The organism is Streptomyces sp. NPDC001914 (assembly GCF_042891215.1).
Lineage (GTDB): Bacteria > Actinomycetota > Actinomycetes > Streptomycetales > Streptomycetaceae > Streptomyces.
The window spans coordinates 718489-734330 of the sequence record NZ_JBIASW010000002.1; the positions used below are offsets into that span (position 1 = coordinate 718489).

Below are 15842 nucleotides of genomic sequence, written 5' to 3' on the forward strand. Positions count from 1 at the left end.
CGCTAGGGTCGACGCCATGGCCGACACCCCGCTTGACCTCACCCTCGACGCAGCCGAGCTCACCGCGCGGCTCGTCGACTTCCGCTCGGAGAGCGGCACCGAGAAGCCGCTCGCGGACGCCGTCGAGACGGCTCTGCGCGCCCTGCCGCATCTGACGGTCGACCGGTACGGCAACAACGTCGTGGCGCGCACGAACCTGGGCCGCGCCGAACGGGTCGTCCTGGCCGGACACATCGACACCGTCCCGATCGCCGGCAACGTGCCCTCCCGCCTCGACGAGAACGGTGTCCTGTGGGGCTGCGGCACCTGCGACATGAAGTCGGGCGTCGCCGTCCAGCTCCGTATCGCCGCCACCGTCCCCGAACCCAACCGGGACCTCACCTTCGTCTTCTACGACAACGAGGAGGTCGCGGCCGATCTGAACGGGCTGAAGCATGTGGCCGAGGCCCACCCCGAGTGGCTGCGCGGCGACTTCGCGGTCCTCCTGGAGCCCTCCGACGGCCAGGTCGAGGGCGGCTGCCAGGGCACGCTGCGGGTGCTGCTGAGGACCAAGGGCGAACGGGCCCACTCGGCCCGCAGCTGGATGGGCTCCAACGCGATCCACGCGGCCTCCCCGATCCTGGCCGCGCTGGCCGCGTACGAGCCCCGCTACCCGGTGATCGACGGTCTGGAGTACCGCGAGGGCCTGAACGCGGTGAACATCTCCGGCGGGGTCGCCGGCAACGTCATCCCCGACGAGTGCGTCGTCACCGTCAACTTCCGCTACGCGCCCGACCGCACCGAGGAGGAGGCGATCGAGCACGTCCGCGAGGTCTTCGCCGACTGCGGTGTGGCGGAGTTCGTCGTCGACGACCACAGCGGCGCCGCCCTGCCCGGCCTGTCCCACCCGGCCGCCGCCGCGTTCATCGAGGCGGTGGGGGGCACCCCGCAGCCCAAGTACGGCTGGACGGACGTCTCCCGTTTCAGCTCGCTCGGCATCCCGGCGGTCAATTACGGCCCCGGCAATCCGCACCTGGCCCACAAGCGGGACGAGCGCGTGGAAACGGCCAAGATCCTCGCGGGCGAACAGCGTCTGCGGGACTGGCTCACCGCCTGAGAAGCCACCCGTACCCGTCGGCTGTCGACAGCGGACATGCCCACGTCCCCCCGCCGTAACCAGCGGAGATCTACGCTGGGGCGGAACGACCTTCCCCCGTACCGGTTTCGGCCGGGGCGGGGGAGATCCGTACGCGGAGGGAGTGGACATGGCTACTGGAGACCCGAGGGGCAAGAAGCGGCCACCTGAGGAGCAGCGGCTGGGCCCGGTGCTGCGCAGGCGGGACCAGGTCCAGGCGAGCACGACGGACCAGCGGCTGCTGGACGCGGGCGGTCCCTCGGACTGGGTGCACACCGATCCCTGGCGCGTTCTGCGCATCCAGTCGGAGTTCATCGAAGGCTTCGGCACGCTGGCCGAACTCCCGGCGGCGATCAGTGTGTTCGGCTCGGCGCGGACGCCGGTCGACTCGCCCGAGTACGACGCGGGCGTCGCCCTCGGCCGCGGTCTGGTCGACGCCGGGTTCGCGGTGATCACCGGTGGCGGTCCGGGTGCCATGGAGGCGGCCAACAAGGGCGCGCTGGAGGCGAAGGGCATCTCCGTCGGCCTCGGCATCGAGCTGCCCTTCGAGCAGGGGCTGAACCCGTACGTCGACATCGGTCTGAACTTCCGCTACTTCTTCGTCCGGAAGATGATGTTCGTCAAGTACGCGCAGGGGTTCGTGGTCCTGCCCGGCGGTCTCGGCACCCTGGACGAGCTCTTCGAGGCGCTCACGCTGGTCCAGACCCAGAAGGTCACCCGCTTCCCGATCGTGCTGTTCGGCACGGAGTACTGGGGCGGCCTCGTGGACTGGCTCAGGAACACCCTCGTCGCCCAGGGCAAGGCGGCCGAGAAGGACCTGATGCTGTTCCACGTGACCGACGACGTGGACGAAGCGGTGGCCCTGGTGTCGAAGGAGGCCGGCCGCTAGGCCTGCCCGTCCGCCCGGAGTGCGGGGCGCGGGAGGACCGGGTTCCGTGGTCCCTCCCGCGCCTTCGTCGCGCTCCGTTCCCCCGGCCCGCTACGCCAGTCCGCGCCGGGCCACCGCCGGCGGCCGGTGCCCGGCGATCGACGCCACCATGTCCAGCACCTGACGGGTCTCCGCGACCTCGTGGACGCGGTACACCTGCGCCCCCAGCCAGGCCGAGACCGCGGTCGTCGCCAGCGTCCCGACGACCCGCTCCTTGACCGGCCTGTCGAGCGTCTCGCCGACGAAGTCCTTGTTGGAGAGGGAGACGAGAACCGGCCACCCGGTGGAGACCATCTCCCCGAGCCGCCGTGTCGCCTCCAGACTGTGCCGGGTGTTCTTCCCGAAGTCGTGTCCGGGATCGATGAGCACCGACTCGCGGGGCACCCCGAGGGCGACCGCGCGCTCGGCGAGGCCGAGCGTGACCCGCAGGATGTCCGCCATGACGTCCTCGTAGGCGATCCGGTGCGGACGCGTGCGCGGCTCGGACTCCCCGGCGTGCGTGCACACGAGCCCCGCCCCGTACCGGGCGGCCACCTCGGCCAGCCGGGGATCGACCCCGCCCCAGGCGTCGTTGAGCAGGTCGGCGCCGGCCTCGCAGACGGCCTCGCCGACCTCGTGCCGCCAGGTGTCGACGCTGATGACCACATCCGGGAAGCGGCGCCGCACCTCGGCGACGAAACCGACCGTCCGCCGCGCCTCCTCCTCGGCGGTGACCTCCTCGCCCGGACCGGCCTTGACCCCGCCGATGTCGATGATGGCGGCCCCCTCGGACACCGCCTGCTCCACGCGCGCGAGGGCCGGCTCGTCCCGGAAGGTGGCCCCCTGGTCGTAGAAGGAGTCCGGGGTCCGGTTCACGATCGCCATGATCACCGGCTCGTGCGCGTCGAATTCGCGCCTGCCCAGCCTGAGCATCCCCTGTGACCTCTCCCAGTCAGTCGCACCGATAAGCCGCCTGCGACCTTAGCTGTCACACTCGCATGGCACGATCGGAGCCTGACACTTCCAGCGTCAGACTGCTTTCGTCAGCACCAGTACTTTCGCGCCGACGCGACCCGCGCCGGCACCAGAGCGTGGGGACCTCAGCGATGTTCATGTTCTTGTTCCTGGTCGTCGCCCTCGCCGTCGTGGTCGCCGCGGTGACCCTCTCCGTGGTCGGCGGCGGTGAGAGCGCGCCCCTGCCCGACGCCGAACCCGAGCGGCTGCGTGATCCGCTGCCGTACGACCGTCCGGTGCACAAGGGCGACGTGGACGCCCTGCGGTTCGCCGTCACCGTGCGCGGCTACCGCATGGCGGACGTCGACGACGCCCTGGGCCGGCTGGGCGCCGAGATCGGCGAGCGGGACGCCCGGATCGCCGACCTGGAGGCGGCGCTCGCCGGGGCCCGGGCGGCGAGCAGCCCCACCTCGCTGCGCAAGCACCCCGAGGACGAGCGGTGAGCGACGCGCTGGCCGGAGCCGACGGACTGCTGCGCTGCCCCTGGGCGCTGTCCACCGAGGACTACGTGGCCTACCACGACGAGGAGTGGGGAAAGCCCGTCCACGGCGACGACGCCCTCTACGAGCGGCTGTGCCTGGAGGCCTTCCAGTCGGGGCTGTCCTGGATCACGATCCTGCGCCGCCGCCCCGGCTTCCGCGCGGCCTTCGCGGACTTCGAGATCGCCAAGGTCGCCACGTTCACGGAGGCGGACGAGGAGCGCCTGCTCGGCGACCCGGGGATCATCCGCAACGGCGCCAAGATCAGGGCGACCGTCGCCAACGCGCGCGTGCTGGCGGGCTGGGCCCCGGGCGAGCTGGACGAACTCGTCTGGTCCTTCGCCCCCGATCGTGCCACGCGGCCGGCTCCCGAGAAGCTCGCCGACGTACCGGCGGTCACCGACGAGTCGACCGCCCTGTCCAAGGCGCTCAAGAAGCGCGGCATCCGCTTCGTGGGCCCGACGACGGCCTACGCCCTGATGCAGGCGTGCGGCCTGGTGAACGACCACCTGGCCGACTGCGCCGCGCGCGACGCCGGCTGACCGGGACGCCCGCACGGGCACGGAGGCGTCCGCCGCGGACCACGCGGTCCACGGCGGACCCCAGGAGGGGCAGCGCCGGGTCAACGCCCCAGGTACTTGGGCTTCTCCTTGTTCACGAACGCCTGGACCGCGATGGTGTGGTCCTCGGAGGCACCGGCCCGCCCCTGGAGCTCGTCCTCCTTCTCCAAGGTCTCCTCCAGCGAGTGGGTGAGCCCGAAGGCGACGGACTCCTTCAGGGCGGCGTACGCCAGGGTCGGCCCGGCGGCCAGGGCCCGCGCCACCTTCTCCGCCTCGGCCCGCACCTCGCCGGCCGGAACCAGCCGGTTCGCGATGCCCAGGTCGTACGCCTCCTGGGCGCTGATGCTGCGCGGGAAGAGCAGCAGATCGGCGGCACGGCTCGGGCCGATCACCCGCGGCAGCGTCCAGGAGATCCCGGAGTCGGCGGTCAGCGCGACACCGGCGAAGGAGGTGTTGAAGGCGGCCGTGTCGGCGACGACGCGGTAGTCCGCGGCGAGCGCGAAACCGAATCCGGCTCCGGCCGCGACACCGTTGACCCCGGCCACCACGGGCTTCGCGGCACCGACCAGCGCCCGCACGATGGGGTTGTAGTGCTCGCGGACGGTGCTCATCGTCCCGCCCGAACCCGACTCCCGGTCGGCGGCCAGCAGCCCGATGTGCTCCTTGAGGTCCTGCCCGACGCAGAACGCCCGGTCACCGGCCGCGGTCAGCAGGATGGCCCGTACGGCGTCGTCCGCGGCCGCGGCCTGCGCCGCGTCCCGGAGGGCGACCTTGGTCTCGACGTTCATCGCGTTCATCGCCTCGGGGCGGTTCAGTGTGATCGTCGCGAGTCCGTCGCTCACCTCGTAGAGCACGGTGTCGGCCATGGTGGGTCCCTTCCGGGGGTCGCGGCTCGTCGTACCGGCCGGTACGTCCTGTGTCCGATGACAGCATGGCGGAGATCACCGGCGGTGGCGCGGGGCATACATGTGACCTGCATCAAAGAATTCCGCGCCGCGAAGGCCGATGCGGCGGAGCAGTATCGCAGCCACATCGCCGAATTGAGTGGTTTTGCTCAAGCGCGTTGCGCAAGCGATGCCGACTGATGTTGGTCATCGGGTCCTGAGATGCGAGATAATGGCCTGGAAGCAATGTGTTCGATGCCGGTGACGTGTGTCCTATGAGGGGACGTGCGTGCCCTCCGAGGGGGCCGTCGGCGACGATGAGCTGGTTTCAGGAAGGGGAACGAGCATGGCGGCCATGAAGCCGCGGACGGGCGATGGCCCGCTCGAGGTGACCAAGGAGGGGCGGGGCATCGTCATGCGCGTTCCGCTCGAAGGCGGCGGTCGGCTCGTCGTCGAGCTGACCCCTGACGAGGCCGACGCGCTCGGCGACGCCCTCAAGAAGGTCGTCGGCTGACGCGGAACGCGACCCTTACCTCTTTCGGCTTCCCCGGTACCGCACATGGTGCCGGGGAAGCCGTTTTTCGACGGCCGTACGGGACCGCCGCGTGACGTCGGACCGCACGAACGGGCAGGTCAGCGCTTGACCGCGCACAGCAGGCCGTCGCCCACCGGCAGCAGCGAGGGCACCAGCTCCTGGCTCTCGCGCACCGCGCGCAGCAGCTCGCGCAGCCGGCTCACCTCGGCCGGCTGCGGCCCCGAGTCCACCGTGCGGCCGTCCGCGAAGACGCCCTCGAAGGCGACGAGCCCGCCCGGGCGCAGCAGGCGCAACGATTCAGCGAGGTAGTCCAGGGACTCCAGCCGGTCGCCGTCGCAGAACACGAGGTCGTACCCGGCGTCCGCGAGACGGGGCAGGACGTCCAGCGCGCGGCCCGGGATGAAGCGCGCCCGGTTGCTGGCGAACCCGGCGGCGCGGAACGCCTGGCGGGCGAACTGCTGGCGCTCCGGCTCCGGATCCACCGTGGTCAGTACCCCGTCCGGCCGCATGCCGTGCAGAAGATGAATTCCGGAGACGCCGGTACCGGTACCGATCTCGGCGACCGCCTTCGCGTCCACGGTGGCGGCGAGCATGCGCAGCGCGGCGCCCGTGCCGGGTGTCACCGAGCGCAGGCCCGCCTCGTGAGCCCGGTCCCGGGCCCAGCGCAGCGTCTCGTCCTCGGCGACAAAAGCGTCGGCGAACGCCGCCCAGCTCGTCTGCCGGTTGCCGGTAATGACCCTCTCCTGTCCCCGTGGTTGCCTGGGCGTGACTGTATCCGTTGGTGCTGGGAACCTGCGGATGGGACCGGGCGTTTAGAGGGGTGGGAGAACCGAGCGGGGGGAAGTCGATGAGTCGGTACACGGAGCGAGGGCGCGGTCGGACACCGGCGCACCCTTATGAGCCCGTATCAAATTCCCGTAAAACCGCTTATCCGGAGCTAACGGGCGAGGTGGCTATGGTAGGGGCTCCACTGGACACCACCAGAGCCGACAGGGGAGGTGCGGCTGCGCCTGTGGATCGGGGAGGAATGCTGCGGCGCCTGCTCAGATCGACCGGTGAGCCGAAATCTGTGACCGACAACGCTGACCAGCTCCCCGTTGCTGCCCCCGCGCAGACCGCGACGTTCACCACCGACGCGGAGGCGCAGGCGTGGACTCCGCCCACCTGGGAGGAGATCGTCAGCACCCACAGCGGTCGCGTCTACCGTCTCGCCTACCGCCTCACGGGCAACCAGCACGACGCCGAGGACCTCACCCAGGAGGTCTTCGTCCGCGTCTTCCGCTCGCTGTCGACCTACACGCCCGGCACCTTCGAGGGCTGGCTCCACCGCATCACCACGAACCTCTTCCTCGACATGGTGCGGCGCAAGCAGCGCATCCGCTTCGACGCCCTCGGCGACGACGCGGCCGAGCGCCTGCCCAGCCGTGAGCCCTCCCCGCAGCAGGTCTTCAACGACGCGCACTTCGACGCCGACGTCCAGCAGGCGCTGGACACGCTCGCGCCCGAGTTCCGCGCCGCCGTCGTCCTCTGCGACATCGAGGGACTGTCCTACGAGGAGATCGCCGCCACGCTGGGCGTCAAGCTCGGCACGGTCCGTTCCCGGATCCACCGCGGCCGCTCCCAGCTCCGCAAGGCCCTGGCACACCGGTCTCCCGAGGCCCGCGCCGAGCGTCGCTCGTTCGCGGCCCGAGTGCCCGTGCTGGGGGGAGGGGGCGCGACCGCGTGAGTGGAACCCGTCCCACCCCTGCCGAGCAGCACCTCGGGGACCGACTCTCCGCCCTGGTGGACGGAGAGCTCGGTCATGAGTCGCGCGACCGCGTCCTGGCCCACCTCGCCACCTGCGCCAAGTGCAAGGCCGAGGCCGACGCCCAGCGCCGACTGAAGAACGTCTTCGCGGAAATGGCGCCGCCGCCGCCCTCCGAAAGCTTCCTCGCCCGCCTCCAGGGACTCCCCGGGGGAGGCGACTCCGACAGCCCGCGGCTGAACGGAGGCAGCTTCGCCGGCGGACTGCCCGGCGGCTCCGCGGGCTCCGGACTGCCCGGCGTCTTCGGCATGCGGGGCGAGACCTTCGGATACATGTCGGCCGGACCGCACGCCGACGTCCTGCCGCCCGCCCCGGGGCGCGGCTTCCGTATCCACGACGTCAGCCGCCACGAGGCCGACCGGTCCGCCTCGCGCGGGCTGCGGTTCGCCTTCGTCGCGGCGGGCGCGGTGTCGCTCGCGGCCGTCGCGCTCGGCGGGGTGACCACCGGCATGCCCGGGGACACGGACGCGCGCGGGGGCGCCGGCGCCGGAAGCAACGTGACGCCGTCCCGGACCCAGGGCACGGGGGCGGCCTCGACTCCCGAGTCGCAGCGCCGCCGGTCCACCGGACCGCTGCTCGCCCAGGGCGAGCGGTCCCTCGGCAAGGGTCCGGTGGCGCCGACCGCGGTGTCCGCCCCGCTGCTGCCCGGAGTTCCCGCCCCGGCGGGCCGCGGCCAGGACGCCGTGCACACGCTGATGACACCGGCGGTCGCCAGTGCCGCCGCGATGTCCCCGCTCATACGTCCGCTCGCCGACGTCCAGCCCCTCGCGCCGACCCCCGCTCCGGGTCTGCTCGCCGCTCCCGCCGCGACACCGTCCCCCACTTCGTCCCCGTCCTCCATCCCCCGTAACGCCCACTGACACCGCCCTCTGCGCGTCGGCCCGGGAACCTGGTTGAATCCGGGGTGGGCCGCGTCCGCGGGAGGGATCACGGACGCGGAGGCGACAAGTCCGTGGTGGCCTTCGGCGCGTTGTGCCGCGGGCCGGGTGTGGGGAGAGCATGAGCGACGGCAGGCCCACGAAGGCGAAGTGGTGGGGCCGGCCCCGGCCCGGGACCGCGGGGACGGACACCGCACCGGCTCATCTCACGGACCCGGATGCGACCGGGCCCGCCGCGCTCCGGCCCACCGCGGGCGACGCGGAGCACCCGGGTGACACCCGTGACGGCGGCCCCGGCGGCGAGCCGACCGGGTCCGAGCCGCACCCGGCGGGGGTCCGCGAGCGGGACACCGGCGGCGACTACGAACTGGCACGACCGGCCCGCGCCGCCGTCCCGGAGCAAGCGGGTCCTCCCTCCGTCTCGGCCCTCGCGTCCCGAGCCGCTGCCCGGACCAGCCCCGAGCCGGCCCCCATGGCCGCCGCTCAGGCCCGGGCCGAGGACGGCGGCGGGCAGGACGGCGACACCGACCGCGCCACGGACACCGGCACCACCGACGAGGGCAGGACCGTCGCCGACACTGACACCGACCCCGCCGCCGCCCCGGCCCGGGCCGAGGACGGCGGTGGGCAGGACGGCTACACCGGCCGCGCTTCGGACGCCGACACCACCGACGAGGGCAGGACCGTCGCCGACACCGACACCGACACCGACACCGACACCGACACCGACACCGACACCGACACCGACACCGACCCCGCCGCCGCCCAGGCCGAGGACGGCGGCGGGCAGGACGGCGCCACCGACCGCGCCACGGCCCCCGGCACCGCCGACGAGGGCAGGACCGTCGCTGCCGCTGACCCCGCCGCCGGCACCACCGACCCCGACCCCGCCGCTGTCGGAACGGGTACCGGAGGTCGTGGTGGCGACACCGGTGGTCGTGGTGACGTCGACGGTGTCCGTGACAGTGGTGGCGGCATCGGCGGTTCCCGCGACCGTGACGGTGACCGCGACGGCGGCGGGGACTTCGAGCTTCAGCGGCCCGTTTCGCGGCGCGCCGAGCCCCTGCACGCACCCGACCCCTACGGCACGCCGCCCTACGGCCGTCCCGGCCCCTGGGCGCCCGCCCCGCCGGTCCAGCACCCCGCCGGACCCGCGGCCTCTCCCGCGCCGGTCGGGTCCGACGCGCCCGTCGAGCCGGCCGAGCCGGTCGAGTCCGTCGCCCCCGATCCCTGGCGGAACTACGACCCTTGGGCCGCCGAGCCCGGATCCCCGCAGCAGGACGGCCGGCTTCAGCCGGTCAAACCCTTCCAGCAGACCGGCGCCGCCGTTCCCACCGTGGCCGAGCGGCGCAGGAGGGCGCGGAAGTCCCTGGTGGTCGCCGCCGTCGTGCTCGCGCTGGTGTCCGGGACCGTCGGCGGCGTCGTGGGGGCCTATCTGGAGCGGAACGGGGGACTGACGGACGTCGAGCTGCCGCAGGCCGCCAAGGAGGCCCCGGGGCGCGCCCCGGACAGCGTCGCCGGGATCGCCGCGCACGCGCTGCCCAGCGTCGTCACCCTGCACGTGCACGGGAGCGAGGAGGACGGCACCGGCACCGGCTTCGTGCTCGACGGCGAGGGGCACATCCTCACCAACAACCACGTGATCGATCCCGCCGGCGGCAGCGGCACGATCACCGTGACGTTCAGCGGCGGCGAGACCGCGAAGGCCCGGGTCGTCGGACACGACAGCGGCTACGACCTCGCCGTGGTCAAGGTCTCCGGGGTCCGCGGACTGGCCCCGATCGCGCTGGGCAACTCCGACAGCGTCCAGGTCGGCGACCCCGTCGTCGCCATCGGCGCGCCCTTCGACCTCGCCAACACGGTCACGTCCGGGATCATCAGCGCCAAGGACCGGCCCATCACGGCGGGCGGAGAGAAGGGCGACGGCAGCGACGTCTCGTACGTGGACGCCCTTCAGACGGACGCGCCGATCAACCCCGGCAACTCGGGCGGGCCGCTGCTGGACTCCCGGGCCCGCGTCATCGGCATCAACAGCGCCATCCGTTCCGCCGACAGCGGCTCCGAGCTGGAGACCGGTCAGGCCGGTTCCATAGGGCTCGGCTTCGCCATCCCCGTCAACCAGGCCAAGCGCGTCGCCGAAGAGCTCATCAACACCGGCAGGGCCACCCACCCTGTGATCGGTGTCACGCTCGACATGAACTACGCGGGCGACGGAGCACGGGTCGGCACCAGGGCGGCCGGGGGCGGTGCGCCCGTCACGGCCGGCGGGCCCGGGGACAAGGCGGGCATCAGGGCGGGCGACGTCATCACCGAGGTCGACGGCACGCGGGTGCACTCCGGTGAGGAACTCATCGTGAAGACCCGGGCCCACCGGCCCGGCGACCGCCTCAGGCTGACCGTCAGACGGGGCGGCTCGGACCGGACGATCACGCTGGTCCTCGGTTCCGCGGACGGCGGCTGAGGGGCGCGGACGTACGGGCAGCGAGTGACACGAACCTCACACCCGAACACGTCGTCGCAGCTCCGGACGGCAAACATCAGGGAAAACCCGCGCTCCACCCGAAGCCGGGAGGCCCTGGACAGTTCCGGACGGACGGGATCGACGGGTACGGTTGGACGCGGTCCGGACCGCGGAAAGTCTCCCGAGGGCCGAGGACCGAGGGCATCGCGAGGAGCTATCAGGTGTTCAATGACGTAGGACCGCTCGAGCTGGTGACGCTGGTCGTCCTGGCCGTGCTCGTCTTCGGTCCCGACAAGCTCCCGAAGCTGATTCAGGACGTCTCGCGCACGATCCGCAAGATCCGGGAGTTCTCGGAGAGCGCCAAGGCGGACATCCGTGACGAACTCGGCCCGGAGTTCAAGGACTTCGAGTTCGAGGATCTCAACCCCAAGACGTTCATACGCAAGCAGCTCGACAACGACGAGCTGGGGCTCAAGGAGATCCGCAACGGCTTCGACCTGAAGAAGGAGATGGCCGAGGTCACGGACGCGGTGCACAGCCGTGAGTCCGACTCCACCGCGGCCGGCGGCTCCGTCGACATGACGAAGAAGCGCGAGAAGCTCGACGGCGACGAGCGCCCGCCGTACGACGCCGACGCCACCTGATTCCCTCGACGGCACCGCCGGAGCCCCGGTACGGCGCCGTCCGATCCCGGTACGGCGCCGTCTGATCCGTACGGAGTACCGCGGAGCGGCTCCTCGTACGGGGGCGCCCGCCGCCGGGCGGCCGTGACCCTTCCCGCGCCGCGATCCCCGGCCGTGGACGGCCGGTCACGGCCCCGGACCGCCGTTCTCCGCAGGCCGTGGACGGGCCCGGCGCGGTCCGAATACGCCGTTCGCGCGCCTTACGCGCCGGGCGCTTTCAACGCCTCTCCGAGTGGGGTGGCTATGCTGCCCAGTTGTTGTGCGGACCGACAAGGTCGCCCGAGGGGGGTGGGCCGCCCGGTCCGACGAGAGCGAGGAGGCGTCCGGCAGATGGAGACGACAAGTCGGGTAGGCGCGCAGGCGCCGGCCGCGGAGGGCGGCCAGCAGGTCCCCTCCGCCCGGCGTACGGTCGACGGCTACCTGCTGGCGCCCTTTCCCTGGTACGGCCTCGACGAGGCCTTCACGGGGCCGCGCTGGCTGATGCAGGTGGGCACCTCCGCGGACGGCGCGGTCGAGCACGGTTCCGTCGGACACGGGGACGAGCCCTCGGTGCGCCCCGAGCCGGGCGAGGACAAGGAACGGTTCGCGGTGGTGGTCACCGTCGCCGCCAGCCCCGTACGGCGCAGCGCGGACGGCACGGGACTGCTGGAGGCCACCTCGGTGTCCTCGGCGGCGTGGCTGGCCGGAGTGGGGCTGCTGTCCTTCACCTGGCCCGGCCAGATGGACCACTCCCTGCGCGACGACTGGCTGGACCAGCAGACCGAGACGGCGTGGGTGCTGGCCGACGACCTGGACGGCTCGGACTGGTCGACCCTGTCGCTGCCCGTGGACGGCGTTCCCACGCCCTTCCACTACCGCGAGTCCGAGTTCGGCTGGGTCCTCGCGGGTTCCACCCAGGAAGGCGTCCACGTGGGCGCGTACGGGCGGGGGATGAGCGCGTACGGGCTCGGCTTCGCGATGATCAAGGACATCGCGGCGTACGACCGTTGAGGCCCTGACGGCCGCCACGGGGCCCGGGATCGCGGAGAACGCCCGCGCGGCTCCCACGGGCGCCGCGAGGGGCCCTGGCAGCCGCTACGAAGGAGGGGCGCCGTCCGCATGGACGGCGCCCCTCCTTCGTACGGACGGCGCAGGAGCCTCCCGGGGGAGGCTCCTGGTCCCGGAACGCGTCCGGGTCTAGAACTTGTTGCGCGGGGTGATGCCCAGCGACATGCCCGACAGACCGCGCTGACGGCCGCCCAGCTTGCCCGCGATGGCGCGCAGGGCCGAGCCGGCGGGGGAGTCGGGGTCGGTCAGGACGACCGGCTTGCCCTCGTCGCCGCCCTCGCGCAGACGGACGTCGATCGGGATGGAGCCGAGGACCGGGACGGTCGCCCCGGTGGTGCGGGTCAGGCCGTCGGCGACCGTCTGGCCGCCACCGGTGCCGAACACGTCGACCATCTCGTCGCAGTGCGGACAGGGCAGCCCGGACATGTTCTCGACGACGCCCACGATCTTCTGGTGGGTCTGCACGGCGATGGACCCGGCCCGCTCCGCCACCTCGGCCGCCGCCATCTGCGGGGTGGTGACGACCAGGATCTCGGCGTTCGGGACGAGCTGGGCGACGGAGATCGCGATGTCGCCGGTGCCCGGCGGGAGGTCCAGGAGCAGGACGTCCAGGTCGCCCCAGTACACGTCCGCCAGGAACTGCTGGAGGGCGCGGTGGAGCATCGGGCCGCGCCAGACCACCGGGGCGTTGCCCGGGGTGAACATGCCGATGGAGATGACCTTCACGCCGTTCGCGGACGGCGGCATGATCATGTTCTCGACCTGGGTGGGCCGGCCCTCCGCGCCGAGCATGCGCGGCACCGAGTGGCCGTAGATGTCGGCGTCCACGACACCGACCTTGAGACCGTCGGCGGCCATCGCGGCCGCCAGGTTCACGGTGACCGAGGACTTGCCGACGCCGCCCTTGCCGGACGCGACCGCGTAGACGCGGGTGAGCGAGCCGGGCTTGGCGAAGGGCACCTCGCGTTCGGCGGTGCCGCCCTTCAGAGCCGTCGCCAGCTCGCGGCGCTGTTCGTCGCTCATCACGTCGAGTTCGACGTCGACCCGCGTGACACCCTCGACCCGCGAGACCGCCTCCGTCACCCGCTGGGTGATCGTGTCGCGCATGGGGCAGCCGGAGACCGTCAGGTACACGGCGACCGCGACCACGCCATCCGCACCGATCTCCACCGATTTGACCATCCCCAGTTCGGTGATGGGTCGGTTGATCTCGGGGTCGTTCACCGTCGCCAGTGCTTCGCGCACCGCGTCTTCCGTAGCCATAAGGACGATGGTACGGCGCGACCCATGTGCCCCGGAAAGCCCTGTCACCGGTCGTCTACGTCACGTCCCTGCGACCGATCCGCCGGGAATACGACCCGCTCGTCCCCGTGGCCGTCGGGATGACGCTCCTCCAGCTCCTTGACCAGGTCCTGGAGCTCGTTGCGGATCCAGTCGCGGGTGGCGACCTCGCCGAGGCCCATCCGCAGCGCGGCGATCTCGCGGGTGAGGTACTCGGTGTCGGCGATGGACCGCTCGTTCTGCTTGCGGTCCTGTTCGAGGTTGACCCGGTCGCGGTCGTCCTGCCGGTTCTGCGCGAGCAGGATCAGCGGAGCGGCGTAGGAGGCCTGGAGCGACAGCATCAGGGTCAGGAAGATGAACGGGTAGTTGTCGAAGCGCAGGTCGCCCGGCGCGAAGATGTTCCAGACGACCCACACGATGATGACGACCGTCATCCAGACGATGAACCGTCCGGTGCCCAGGAAGCGGGCGATGCGCTCCGAGAGCCGCCCGAAGGCCTCGGGGTCCCACTCGGGCAGCAGCCGCAGCCGCGGCGGCTTCGGCTGGTCGAGGCGGGTGCGCGGGCGGGTGGCCGCCGTCGCCCCCGTGGCGGCCCGCTCACGGGTCTCACGGTCGGGCGCCATGGCGTCCCTCTCCGTCCCGCGGGCCCTCCGGGTCCCGGCGGCCGTCCGCGGGGCCGCGGCCCTCGTCGGGGACGTCCTCGCGGGGGTTCCCGTCGTCCCCGTCGTCTCCGTCGGTCCTGTCGGGCCCGAGTCCCTCGCGCTCGTCGTCGCGCTCCGCGTGCATGCTCTCGTGCACACCCTCGTCGAGGTGGAACTCGGTCTCCCGCCAGTCCTCGGGCAGCATGTGGTCCAGTACGTCGTCCACGGTCACCGCCCCGAGCAGCGAGCCGCTCTCGTCGACGACGGGGGCCGCGACCATGTCGTACGTGGCGAAGAACCCCGCGACCACCGGCAGCTCGTCCTCCGGGGCCAGCGGCTGGAGGTCGTCGTCGACGAGCGAGCCGACCAGGGTGGGCGGCGGATCGCGCAGCAGCCGCTGGAAGTGCACGGCTCCCAGGTACTTGCCCGTCGGCGTCTCGTCCGGCGGGCGGCACACGTACACCTGGGCGGCGAGCGCGGGGGAGAGGTCGGGGTTGCGCACCCGGGCGAGAGCGTCGGCGACGGTCGCGTCGGGCCGCAGCACGATCGGCTCGGTGGTCATGAGCCCGCCCGCCGTCCGTTCCGCATACGCCATCAGCCGCCGGACGTCGGCCGCCTCGCCGGGCCGCATCAGCGTCAGCAGCCGCTCCACGTCCTCGGTGGGCAGCTCGGCCAGCAGGTCCGCCGCGTCGTCGGGGTCCATCGCCTCCAGGACGTCCGCCGCGCGCTCCTCCTTGAGTTTGCCGAGGATCTCGATCTGGTCGTCCTCGGGCAGCTCCTCCAGGACGTCGGCGAGGCGGTCGTCGTCGAGCGCGGCGGCCACCTCGCCGCGCCGCTTGGGCGACAGGTGGTGCAGCACGTTCGCGAGGTCGGCGGGCCGGAGCTGCTCGAAGGTGGCGAGCAGGCTCTCCGCGCCCTGGCCGTGCTCCTCCAGCGAGAAGCCGGTGACGGAGGACCAGTCGACCGTCATCGTCTCGCCCTTGGCGCGCCGGAAGGCGCCCGCGCGCCCCTTGCGCACGAAGACGCGGCCGATCTCCCACTCCCTGCGGGCCGGCAGCTGCTGGATCGACACGTCCAGGACGGTCACCTCCTCACCCGTCTCGACGAGGGTCACGAGCCGGTCGAGCAGTTCGCCGAAGACGAGCCGTTCGGTGGGCCGCTGCTCGAAGCGGCGCACGTTCAGGACGCCGGTCGTGATCACCTGGCCGGACTCGATGCCGGTCACCCGGGTCATGGGCAGGAAGATGCGGCGGCGCGTGGACAGTTCGACGACCAGGCCGAGCATCCGCGGCGGCCGCCGTCCGACGCGCAGCATGGCGACGAGGTCCCGCACACGGCCCACCTGGTCGCCGTTCGGGTCGAAGACGGCGACGCCGGACAGGTGCGAGACGAAGATCCGGGGGGCGGCTGCGGCCATGCCCGGGCCTCCTTCGCTTCGATGCGTTCTGTGCCGGTCTGTCCGCTCGGGTGGGCTTCAGGCTAGCCCGTCCCGGTCGGGTACGCCCTGGTGGGCGGTCCGGACGGACTGCCTCCGCCGGGCGCGCGCCGCACCGG

16 protein-coding genes are annotated in these 15842 nt (G+C 72.4%); 10 read left to right on the forward strand and 6 right to left on the reverse strand.

What is annotated here, in order from left to right:
* The first annotated feature begins 16 nt into the window (after window positions 1-16).
* Window positions 17-1096 carry a succinyl-diaminopimelate desuccinylase gene (gene dapE, locus ACFYYF_RS08215; protein ID WP_388772615.1) on the forward strand — a complete coding sequence of 360 codons (1080 nt, stop codon included), beginning with the start codon at window positions 17-19 and terminating at the stop codon, window positions 1094-1096.
* Between the two features lie 148 nt (window positions 1097-1244).
* A complete protein-coding gene (locus ACFYYF_RS08220; RefSeq protein WP_361688739.1) occupies window positions 1245-2003 on the forward strand; it encodes a TIGR00730 family Rossman fold protein in 759 nt (252 codons plus the stop codon).
* 90 nt (window positions 2004-2093) lie between these two features.
* On the opposite strand, the gene folP is transcribed toward ACFYYF_RS08220, so the two are convergent.
* Complete coding sequence (gene folP / locus ACFYYF_RS08225; protein WP_365480039.1) at window positions 2094-2954, reverse strand: dihydropteroate synthase; 861 nt, start codon at window positions 2952-2954, stop codon at window positions 2094-2096.
* Window positions 2955-3127: 173 nt separating this feature from the next.
* On the opposite strand from folP, the gene ACFYYF_RS08230 reads away from it, so the two are divergent.
* Complete coding sequence (locus tag ACFYYF_RS08230) at window positions 3128-3478, forward strand: DivIVA domain-containing protein (protein ID WP_388772618.1); 351 nt, start codon at window positions 3128-3130, stop codon at window positions 3476-3478.
* The gene (locus ACFYYF_RS08235) at window positions 3475-4056 is read left to right on the forward strand and encodes a DNA-3-methyladenine glycosylase I (protein WP_388772621.1); all 582 of its coding nucleotides are present in this window, start codon (window positions 3475-3477) and stop codon (window positions 4054-4056) included. The genes ACFYYF_RS08230 and ACFYYF_RS08235 overlap by 4 nt, the downstream gene beginning before the upstream one ends.
* Window positions 4057-4136: 80 nt before the next feature.
* Here ACFYYF_RS08235 and ACFYYF_RS08240 read toward each other — a convergent pair whose 3' ends face one another.
* Window positions 4137-4940, reverse strand: coding sequence for an enoyl-CoA hydratase-related protein (locus tag ACFYYF_RS08240; protein ID WP_361688751.1), 804 nt, complete (start codon window positions 4938-4940; stop codon window positions 4137-4139).
* Between the two features lie 364 nt (window positions 4941-5304).
* Between ACFYYF_RS08240 and ACFYYF_RS08245 the strand changes: the two genes are divergently transcribed.
* On the forward strand, window positions 5305-5472 hold the full coding sequence (locus tag ACFYYF_RS08245; RefSeq protein ID WP_003966491.1) for a DUF3117 domain-containing protein: 168 nt from the start codon (window positions 5305-5307) through the stop codon (window positions 5470-5472).
* 119 nt (window positions 5473-5591) lie between these two features.
* Here ACFYYF_RS08245 and ACFYYF_RS08250 read toward each other — a convergent pair whose 3' ends face one another.
* Entirely contained in the window at window positions 5592-6293 is a 702-nt protein-coding gene (locus tag ACFYYF_RS08250) for an O-methyltransferase (protein WP_388772986.1), read from the reverse strand.
* Window positions 6294-6520: 227 nt separating this feature from the next.
* Here ACFYYF_RS08250 and sigE point away from each other — a divergent pair, with 227 nt between their 5' ends.
* The 5 genes from sigE (at window position 6521) to ACFYYF_RS08275 (ending at window position 12309) form a co-directional block, all read left to right on the forward strand.
* Complete coding sequence (gene sigE / locus ACFYYF_RS08255) at window positions 6521-7219, forward strand: RNA polymerase sigma factor SigE (protein WP_361688844.1); 699 nt, start codon at window positions 6521-6523, stop codon at window positions 7217-7219.
* A complete protein-coding gene (locus ACFYYF_RS08260; protein WP_388772623.1) occupies window positions 7216-8157 on the forward strand; it encodes an anti-sigma factor family protein in 942 nt (313 codons plus the stop codon). The genes sigE and ACFYYF_RS08260 overlap by 4 nt, the downstream gene beginning before the upstream one ends.
* 1081 nt (window positions 8158-9238) lie before the next feature.
* Window positions 9239-10636, forward strand: a complete 1398-nt coding sequence (locus tag ACFYYF_RS08265; RefSeq protein ID WP_388772989.1) for a S1C family serine protease — start codon at window positions 9239-9241, stop codon at window positions 10634-10636.
* Window positions 10637-10857: 221 nt separating this feature from the next.
* Window positions 10858-11280, forward strand: a complete 423-nt coding sequence (locus ACFYYF_RS08270) for a sec-independent translocase (RefSeq protein ID WP_361688757.1) — start codon at window positions 10858-10860, stop codon at window positions 11278-11280.
* 369 nt (window positions 11281-11649) lie between these two features.
* Entirely contained in the window at window positions 11650-12309 is a 660-nt protein-coding gene (locus ACFYYF_RS08275; RefSeq protein ID WP_361688760.1) for a hypothetical protein, read from the forward strand.
* A 186-nt stretch (window positions 12310-12495) separates the two neighbouring features.
* On the opposite strand, the gene ACFYYF_RS08280 is transcribed toward ACFYYF_RS08275, so the two are convergent.
* The 3 genes from ACFYYF_RS08280 to ACFYYF_RS08290 are packed head-to-tail and all read right to left on the reverse strand — an operon-like array spanning window position 12496 to window position 15705.
* Window positions 12496-13629: an Mrp/NBP35 family ATP-binding protein gene (locus tag ACFYYF_RS08280; RefSeq protein WP_361688763.1), complete on the reverse strand. Its 1134-nt coding sequence runs from the start codon at window positions 13627-13629 to the stop codon at window positions 12496-12498.
* A 44-nt stretch (window positions 13630-13673) separates the two neighbouring features.
* On the reverse strand, window positions 13674-14270 hold the full coding sequence (locus tag ACFYYF_RS08285; RefSeq protein ID WP_388772626.1) for a DUF1003 domain-containing protein: 597 nt from the start codon (window positions 14268-14270) through the stop codon (window positions 13674-13676).
* Window positions 14254-15705 (reverse strand): magnesium transporter MgtE N-terminal domain-containing protein, encoded by a 1452-nt coding sequence (locus ACFYYF_RS08290; RefSeq protein ID WP_388772628.1) that lies wholly within the window; start codon window positions 15703-15705, stop codon window positions 14254-14256. The genes ACFYYF_RS08285 and ACFYYF_RS08290 overlap by 17 nt, the downstream gene beginning before the upstream one ends.
* Between the last annotated feature and the right edge of the window lie 137 nt (window positions 15706-15842).

Coding starts and splice junctions, on each gene's coding strand:
- dapE (WP_388772615.1), top strand. CDS start 17: ATGGCCGACACCCCGCTTGACCTCACCCTCGACGCAGCCGAGCTCACC.
- ACFYYF_RS08220 (WP_361688739.1), top strand. CDS start 1,245: ATGGCTACTGGAGACCCGAGGGGCAAGAAGCGGCCACCTGAGGAGCAG.
- folP (WP_365480039.1), bottom strand. CDS start 2,954: ATGCTCAGGCTGGGCAGGCGCGAATTCGACGCGCACGAGCCGGTGATC.
- ACFYYF_RS08230 (WP_388772618.1), top strand. CDS start 3,128: ATGTTCATGTTCTTGTTCCTGGTCGTCGCCCTCGCCGTCGTGGTCGCC.
- ACFYYF_RS08240 (WP_361688751.1), bottom strand. CDS start 4,940: ATGGCCGACACCGTGCTCTACGAGGTGAGCGACGGACTCGCGACGATC.
- ACFYYF_RS08245 (WP_003966491.1), top strand. CDS start 5,305: ATGGCGGCCATGAAGCCGCGGACGGGCGATGGCCCGCTCGAGGTGACC.
- sigE (WP_361688844.1), top strand. CDS start 6,521: ATGCTGCGGCGCCTGCTCAGATCGACCGGTGAGCCGAAATCTGTGACC.
- ACFYYF_RS08275 (WP_361688760.1), top strand. CDS start 11,650: ATGGAGACGACAAGTCGGGTAGGCGCGCAGGCGCCGGCCGCGGAGGGC.
- ACFYYF_RS08280 (WP_361688763.1), bottom strand. CDS start 13,629: ATGGCTACGGAAGACGCGGTGCGCGAAGCACTGGCGACGGTGAACGAC.
- ACFYYF_RS08285 (WP_388772626.1), bottom strand. CDS start 14,270: ATGGCGCCCGACCGTGAGACCCGTGAGCGGGCCGCCACGGGGGCGACG.
- ACFYYF_RS08290 (WP_388772628.1), bottom strand. CDS start 15,705: ATGGCCGCAGCCGCCCCCCGGATCTTCGTCTCGCACCTGTCCGGCGTC.